Annotated in this window: 6 protein-coding genes; 4 read left to right on the top strand and 2 right to left on the bottom strand. The window is 50.8% G+C overall.

The window, feature by feature from the left end; all coding sequences use genetic code 11:
* Positions 1 to 108 precede the first annotated feature (108 nt).
* Positions 109 to 705: a methyltransferase gene (locus JW878_04525; GenBank protein MBN1762328.1), complete on the top strand. Its 597-nt coding sequence runs from the start codon at positions 109 to 111 to the stop codon at positions 703 to 705.
* A 49-nt stretch (positions 706 to 754) separates the two neighbouring features.
* On the opposite strand, the gene JW878_04530 is transcribed toward JW878_04525, so the two are convergent.
* Entirely contained in the window at positions 755 to 1,297 is a 543-nt protein-coding gene (locus JW878_04530) for a deoxyuridine 5'-triphosphate nucleotidohydrolase (GenBank protein MBN1762329.1), read from the bottom strand.
* 201 nt (positions 1,298 to 1,498) lie between these two features.
* Between JW878_04530 and JW878_04535 the strand changes: the two genes are divergently transcribed.
* The 3 genes from JW878_04535 (at position 1,499) to JW878_04545 (ending at position 5,919) form a co-directional block, all read left to right on the top strand.
* The gene (locus JW878_04535) at positions 1,499 to 2,374 is read left to right on the top strand and encodes a triphosphoribosyl-dephospho-CoA synthase (GenBank protein MBN1762330.1); all 876 of its coding nucleotides are present in this window, start codon (positions 1,499 to 1,501) and stop codon (positions 2,372 to 2,374) included.
* Between the two features lie 293 nt (positions 2,375 to 2,667).
* Positions 2,668 to 2,811, top strand: a complete 144-nt coding sequence (locus JW878_04540; protein MBN1762331.1) for a hypothetical protein — start codon at positions 2,668 to 2,670, stop codon at positions 2,809 to 2,811.
* 192 nt (positions 2,812 to 3,003) lie between these two features.
* Positions 3,004 to 5,919: a DEAD/DEAH box helicase gene (locus JW878_04545; protein ID MBN1762332.1), complete on the top strand. Its 2,916-nt coding sequence runs from the start codon at positions 3,004 to 3,006 to the stop codon at positions 5,917 to 5,919.
* Positions 5,920 to 6,620: 701 nt separating this feature from the next.
* Here JW878_04545 and JW878_04550 read toward each other — a convergent pair.
* Positions 6,621 to 6,782 (bottom strand): rubredoxin, encoded by a 162-nt coding sequence (locus tag JW878_04550; GenBank protein ID MBN1762333.1) that lies wholly within the window; start codon positions 6,780 to 6,782, stop codon positions 6,621 to 6,623.
* Positions 6,783 to 6,921 lie beyond the last annotated feature (139 nt).

Consider the following 6,921-nt stretch of genomic DNA (forward strand, 5'->3'; position numbering starts at 1 on the left):
ATGGTTCAACACTAAAAGGTATCATAGAGGGATCAAAGCCATACCAGCATCACTTTATACCGGGTAGTTTCAAAGTTTACTTAACAGGTTTTTAGCGACCCCTGAACGATGAAGAAGAAGGAACTGGAGATTATGCTGGAACGTGTGGATGACGTACCGACGCCGGATGCGGAGAGCGAGCAGTACGCAACGCCCGCTACGGTCGCTGCTGAATTGCTCCATTTCGCGTTCATGAACGGCGATATAGAAGGTCGGACGGTTTACGATCTCGGCTGTGGTAACGGTATCCTGGGAATCGGCGCGAAGGTACTGGGTGCTCACGCAGTAATCGGGATAGACCGCGATGAAAAGGCACTCGAAGTTGCGCTTCAGAATTGTAAGAAACTGGGCGTGGAGGTGGAATTCATGAAGTGCGACGTGCGAGCAGTAGAAGGTGAAGGTGATACCGTCGTGATGAATCCGCCATTCGGCGCACAGCGGCAGAACAGGCATGCGGATCGTGTATTTTTGGAGAAAGCGTTGGCGATCGCACCCGTTGTTTATTCTATCCTTAACGCGGGCAGTGAACCGTTTGTGAGAAGCATCCTTCCTTCGGTGACGATTCAGCGTTTCCCGGTCGCATTCCCGTTAAAAAGACGGTTCTGGTTCCACAAGAAGGATAGAAAGGTTATACAGGCAGATATATACCGGATAGAACGGACGTGAAGGTACGGGTCAGGTACCAAATCACGACTCAAGCGTCCTTTGGCTGCATTTACTCAATATTCTCCAATTGATATCGCCCACGGTATCCGCTGCTGGCGACTTGAGCGAGCTTGATAAAGCATAACTGAAGAACACGCGCATCTCTCTTCACGTAGAACCCTTTTTCGTTCGCTACTATCAGTAAAGATTCGCTCCGACCCTCGTAGCCGGTGTCCCAGAATCCCGTTTCAAGGGTAACCCCGCAGCGTAAAAGGGTTGTTCTCGGCGCTCCGATCGCCATTATATCCTTTGGTAAATGGACAATCTCGTTGTAAAGTACCTTGTACGCGCCGGGTGATAAGAATACCTGATCATCGTCGAAATCGAGTCGCTCGGTCTCCGAAAGCTTCCGGTCCTTGTTACTGAAATCCACGCAGCCAGCACTTACGACCTTCTCCACATGCCGAACCGTCAAGTCCACGCCGTTCGGCTGCAACTGCGTGTTCAAATCAATAACGTTCTCGATCAAGGGGGGTTCTGTTTGCAAAAGCGTTTTAATCTGGCTCTGTGAAAGCACTGCGCCCGGTGGCAACTCCGAAAGACCTTTTTCCATTCTATTCTACACACGCTCCTTCTACATCCTTACTTATTTACTTTACGGCCTCACTCACGCACGCACCCACGCATGCCTCGCCTCAGGCAGCTACGGTCTAAAGTACCTTTTTATCTCTGCCGCATAAATCTTATTTACTTAGTTAACCGATCAGCTATCTCCTGACCACCGTGCTAAAACGTAATTAACGGGATAAAGCGAATGGACGAGGATGACGTTGCACGAAGTGCGCAATTGGCTTTGCTCCTGGAAGTATCGGCGTATCCCAAGCCCGGTAACGTTGACCGCACGCACGATTTCATCGATACGAGCTACGAGCATTTCCTTGCCTCTTCGGTTGCCGTGTATCCCGTCTTGAGAGCAGCAGCGGTGCGAGGCCGAACGGACCGAACGGGCGTTGGGGACTTGGTAAGGGCTGGCGTAGCGGAGAGCACGGGATGGCAACGCGGCGGGAACACCCATTTCGGCGCACTTCTCCTGCTGGTGCCGTTAGCAATGGCTGCCGGGGCGTGCGAACGCTTCGAGCCGGAGGCGCTAAAGCACGAAGCCGCGGCAATCATGCGGAATACCACCACGGACGATGCTATAGCGGTCTACCAGGCATTTCCGAAGGCCAAGGTGAAGGTGCGAACAGACGTGCCGGAATTTGACGTGACGGACGAGTCCTCAATCGCAGCAATCAAAAAGCAGCAGCTCACGCTTTATGAGCTCCTATCCATCTCGGCCTCCTACGACTTGATTTCACGGGAGCTGGTGGGTGGATTCGAGCTGACCTTCAAGTATGCCGCGCTAATCGCGGATTTCGCCAAGACTGAATCGATCAATGATGCAATAACGCATGCGGATCTCCATCTGCTCGCGGAAGAGGAGGACACATTTATCACGCTGAAGTTCGGTGCCGAAAGGAGCAGATACGTGAGAGCGCGCGCTCAACAGATTGTATCGCAGGGCTACAAACGAGCGGAGATCGAGACATTCGACAATGAGCTGGTAAGAGAACGGCTCAACCCAGGCTCTACCGCAGATATCATCGCTGCAGCGTTATTCATCAGCATATTCGGCGGATTGCGGGTTTGATAACTGGTACCGAGCGTTTTTGAGCTCTTAGCGTGTTTTTGGACCATTTCATCCCTAATCGCTTCTGTTTTTTTTAAAACTCCTATGCATGAGGTTGATAGACAACGTATTGAGCACCAGAAAAGTTTTAAGGCCCATCAGCCCCAGTTATTTATTACTGAACTGAGCTGGCCCGTTAGTTAGAACCGCATCAGCTACCGTTTGTTTGGGCCCAGATCCTCCTCTCCTGCTCCACGGAAGAGAGAGAGATAGAAAGATAGATAGATGGATGGATGGATCGATCAATCAAATAAATGGACGAAATAAGCGAAGAATTCTGGAAACTCGTACATGAAGAAAATCTCTCCCCTGCGGAAGCGGCGAAGCAGCTGCGAGAGAAGTATTCCTTGGAAAAGCTGAAGTTACCGGATGAATGGATACCTGATGGGGGCGGATAGGCAAAGCGAAGATGTTGCGTTTATAGAGGGGATGCTCGTGTCATTTATCTGGCCATACGCAGTAAAAATCGAGTGCCACAGTCTCAGCACTGCACGCTAAGCAAGTTCCGTTCGTGTGCAGTCCAAACTTTTTCTGCTTTCCCTGATAGTATATACCAGTAAACGCACTTCATGCGATAAGAGATAGACGAAATGAACGCATTTTCGCTGCTCAACGCGGAGATACAAGAGATACTGGGCGCTAGTTTCTCGGTACCCACGGAGCCACAGGAACTGAGCATCCCCCGTATCCTGAAGGAGGAGGACGTGCTACTGATAGCGCCGACGGGCTCGGGCAAGACTGAAGCGGCGGTATTACCCGTTCTGCACAGGATACTCGATTTGAAGCAGCATGATCGTAATGCTAAGGGCTTTTACGCACTTTACATAACGCCGTTACGCGCTTTGAACCGGGACATGCTTTTGCGGTTAGAGCGCTGGGGCGAGAAGCTCGATATTCGCATAGAGGTGCGACACGGCGATACCGGTACGTACGCACGGAGAAGGCAAGCGATAGCACCGCCCGATGTGCTGATTACGACGCCGGAGACGATCCAGGCGATGATCCCTGGTTCGCGCCTGCGTGAGAATTTGAAGACTGTAAAGTACGTTATAGTGGACGAAGTGCACGAATTAGCGAATTCGAAACGAGGTGCGCAGCTTGCCGTGGCGTTAGAACGCGTGTCGGAACTCGCAGGCGATTTCCAACGGATCTGTCTCTCAGCAACGGTCGGCAACCCGGAAGAGGTGGCGAGGTACTTCGCGGGTCGCAGGTCGATGCAGGTGGTGAACACGGTCTCCACGAAGGCCGTGGATATAGAAGTCCTGAGCCCGAAGCGAACGAAAGAAGACGTTACTGCCGCACGCGGGTTGGCTGTCGATCCCGAGGTATTAGCGCACGTACGCACCATCAGGGAGATCGTAAACGAGGAAGGTAACGAATCGACCTTGATCTTTGTTAATACGCGACGCGCGGCGGAGATGCTCGGGTCGATTTTGAACAGGTACGAACGTGGGTTGATCGGTGTGCATCACGGCTCGCTCTCGAAGGAGATGCGAATAGAGGCGGAGGATGCTCTTAAGAGCGGCGCTATAAAGGGACTTATATGTACGAGCTCGATGGAACTCGGGATTGATATCGGCTCGATCGATATGGTGGTCCAGTACGCGTCGCCGCGTGAAGTGACGCGGTTGGTGCAGCGTGTGGGGCGCGCTTCGCATTCGTTCCAGAAGACGTCACGGGGCAAGATCATTGCACTGACGCCGGATGACGTTGCGGAATCGGTAGTAATAGCGCAGCGTGCGAAAGAAGGCAAAATAGAGCCAATAAAACTGAAGGTGGCGTCTTTAGACGTATTATCAAACCAGATCTGCGGTGTGCTGCTGGACACGGGTGTGATTACTATCGATAAACTTTATGCTCTGCTACAGCGTGCGTATCCGTTCAGGAAACTCTCGCCTGAGGCTTTGATACTGGTAATCGAGCAGTTGCAGGCCGAGGGCTTGTTGAAACGGGAGGGTACGCGGCTGTGGCGCGGCAAAAGCACCCGGAGCTATTATTACGAGAACCTCTCGATGATACCGAACGAACGGAAAGTTGAAGTTTACGATATCGTAACGGGAAAGCTGATCTGCATGCTGGACGAGCGGTTCGTACTGAATTTCGCGGAGCCCGGTGCGTTATTCGTGGCGAAGGGCGATACCTGGCGGGTCGTTGATACCGTTCTGGAAGAAGAAGGCGATGGTGGCGGCGCAAAACTCAAAGTGGAGCCGGGCGTGAAACGCGAGGGCGAGATCCCGAACTGGGAAGGCGAGGAGATACCCGTGCCGTTCGCCATCGCGCAAGACGTAGGCCGGTTGAGGACGCGTATCGCCGATTTCCTTTCGACTAACGGCAGCGGTAACGTTGTCGATTTGAAGCAGGAGTTAGAGCAGGAGTACGGCGTGAAAGCCGAATGCTTCGAGACGCTCATCGCGCTGATAGCGACGCAATTAGAGAAGAGCTATCAGGTGCCGACATCTGATGACCTCGTCGTGGAGTTCGCGGATGGCGGTCGCGAAGTGGTGTTCAACACGTGCTTCGGGCATCTGGTGAACGAGACCTTTGGCCGGTTACTTATAACGCTGCTCGGCGCGCGACTCGGTATGGACATTTCGATGGAGATCGATCCGTACCGGATAAAATTGAAATCCGGCAAGACGATGACCAGAGATACCGTGCAGCAGACGTTACAGGCGATCGAGCCGGAATATGTCAGAGCGCTACTGGAGAAGACTTTGAAGAATTCGTTCCTGTTCAAGTGGGAGCTGTTGAATGTAGCGAAACGATTCGGTGCGCTGCGGAAGAACTTCGATCGGAAACAGATTTCCGCGGATAAGCTTATAAAACTCTTTTCGGAGACGCCAATCTACGGCGAGACGGTGCATGAGATCTTCACCGATAAGCTGGACGTCGAGCGTACGATAGATGTTGTCAAGCGTATGAAAGCGGGCGAGCTCAACGTCCGGTTCTCGTCGCACGGGTTGAGTCCTATTGGCGCTTCGGGCTATATGGGCTGGCGCGATCTGCTGGCAACGGAACGTGACGAGAGCTTGATCATCGAAGCGTTACGGAACAGGATACTGAATGATCGTGTGATTTTGTTCTGCGTGAACTGCAAACGCTGGGAATCACGCAGACGCGTGAAGACCGTTATCGAACTCGGTGCGGAATCGCTCATCTGCCCGGTCTGCAATTCTCGGCTGATCGCCGCGTTGAAGCCGTGGGAGACAGACGACATCAAGCTGGTGAAACAGACCTCGCGTACTCATCAGACACCTGCAGAGAAAGGGACTGAAAAAGAGCGTGTGATGCGCGTGTACCGGAACGCGAATCTGGTACTGTCACACGGTGTCCATGCAGTGATTGCACTTGCAGCACGCGGTGTGGGGCCAGAGACGGCTTCGAGGATAATGAGGCGGTTTAACCCGTCGTTACAGGCAACGGAGACCGAGGAGGAGCACGAGTTCTACCGTAAAATATTGGACGAAGAGCGGAAATACGCACGGACACGACGGTTCTGGGAGTAAGGGGCGGAGTCCTTTCATCGATCAAATTTTCTTTCATTTCAACAAACAAAGAAACTCAGATGTTTTGGCACACACCTTTTTAGAGGGGCGATTTGGATCGTACCTTTTTATTATTATAAGGACATATTTATCTTTATAATGGCCCCAGATCCTTGTTGGCTGCCTTCAGCGATAATGCAAACGACTGCTGCATTACTTGGCATTTATGCAGTTATTTACGTCTTAGCAGTAGAGAGAATCCCCTATGGTAGAGTTGTGGATAAAAAATTTAGGTTAGCAGATTCGAATCAATATGGTACCACGTATGGGGAGTTACTGTATCTTTCGTTTTTATTTCTAATTGCGATGTGCAGTTTGACTATACTATTCAATTCACTCTGGCTTGATTCTTTATCAACAAATATAATTATCAAGCAAAATTTACCTTATATAGGTGTTATTGCATATATCCTTTTTGTGCTGACCGTGTCGTATATTGCTACTTACTCCATGGCAATAACAACCTGGTTATCTTCAAAACACTGACATATTTCTTTTGAAAATGCCACAATTTTTCTCAGGCGACAATTTTTAGAATTGTTTGCAATGTAGAATATGGTCATAATCCTTAGACGATTATAACCTCTGCACAAGCTCCAACGGCTCTAATGTCTAAAACCATCGACGTGGTTCTGAAATGGTGGAGTGCCTCACTGCGTTGATCATAGCGGCTGTAAATGCGTTTTACCCGAGCCGCAAACGGGGCAGCCCCAATCCTCCGAAAAGTCTTCCGGCTTCGTTCCCGGGTTGATACTGCTATCAGGATCACCGTTCACGTCATCGTATTCATACACATTGCACACATTACATCGGTATCGCGTCATGTTTCCCCCCTCTACATCCTCTCTTTTTCTCGTTCTCATAAATAGCTTATCATTTTGTTAAGTAAACTTTGAAACTACCCGGTATAAAGTGATGCTGGTATGGCTTTGATCCCTCTATGATACCTTTTAGTGTTGAACC

The organism is Methanomicrobia archaeon (assembly GCA_016930255.1).
In the GTDB taxonomy this organism is placed as follows: Archaea; Halobacteriota; Syntropharchaeia; order Alkanophagales; family Methanospirareceae; genus JACGMN01.

Bases quoted from the DNA above. Each gene is read 5' to 3' on its own strand.
- JW878_04530 (MBN1762329.1), bottom strand. From the start codon at position 1,297: ATGGAAAAAGGTCTTTCGGAGTTGCCACCGGGCGCAGTGCTTTCACAG.
- JW878_04525 (MBN1762328.1), top strand. From the start codon at position 109: ATGAAGAAGAAGGAACTGGAGATTATGCTGGAACGTGTGGATGACGTA.
- JW878_04550 (MBN1762333.1), bottom strand. From the start codon at position 6,782: ATGACGCGATACCGATGTAATGTGTGCAATGTGTATGAATACGATGAC.
- JW878_04540 (MBN1762331.1), top strand. From the start codon at position 2,668: ATGGACGAAATAAGCGAAGAATTCTGGAAACTCGTACATGAAGAAAAT.
- JW878_04545 (MBN1762332.1), top strand. From the start codon at position 3,004: ATGAACGCATTTTCGCTGCTCAACGCGGAGATACAAGAGATACTGGGC.
- JW878_04535 (MBN1762330.1), top strand. From the start codon at position 1,499: ATGGACGAGGATGACGTTGCACGAAGTGCGCAATTGGCTTTGCTCCTG.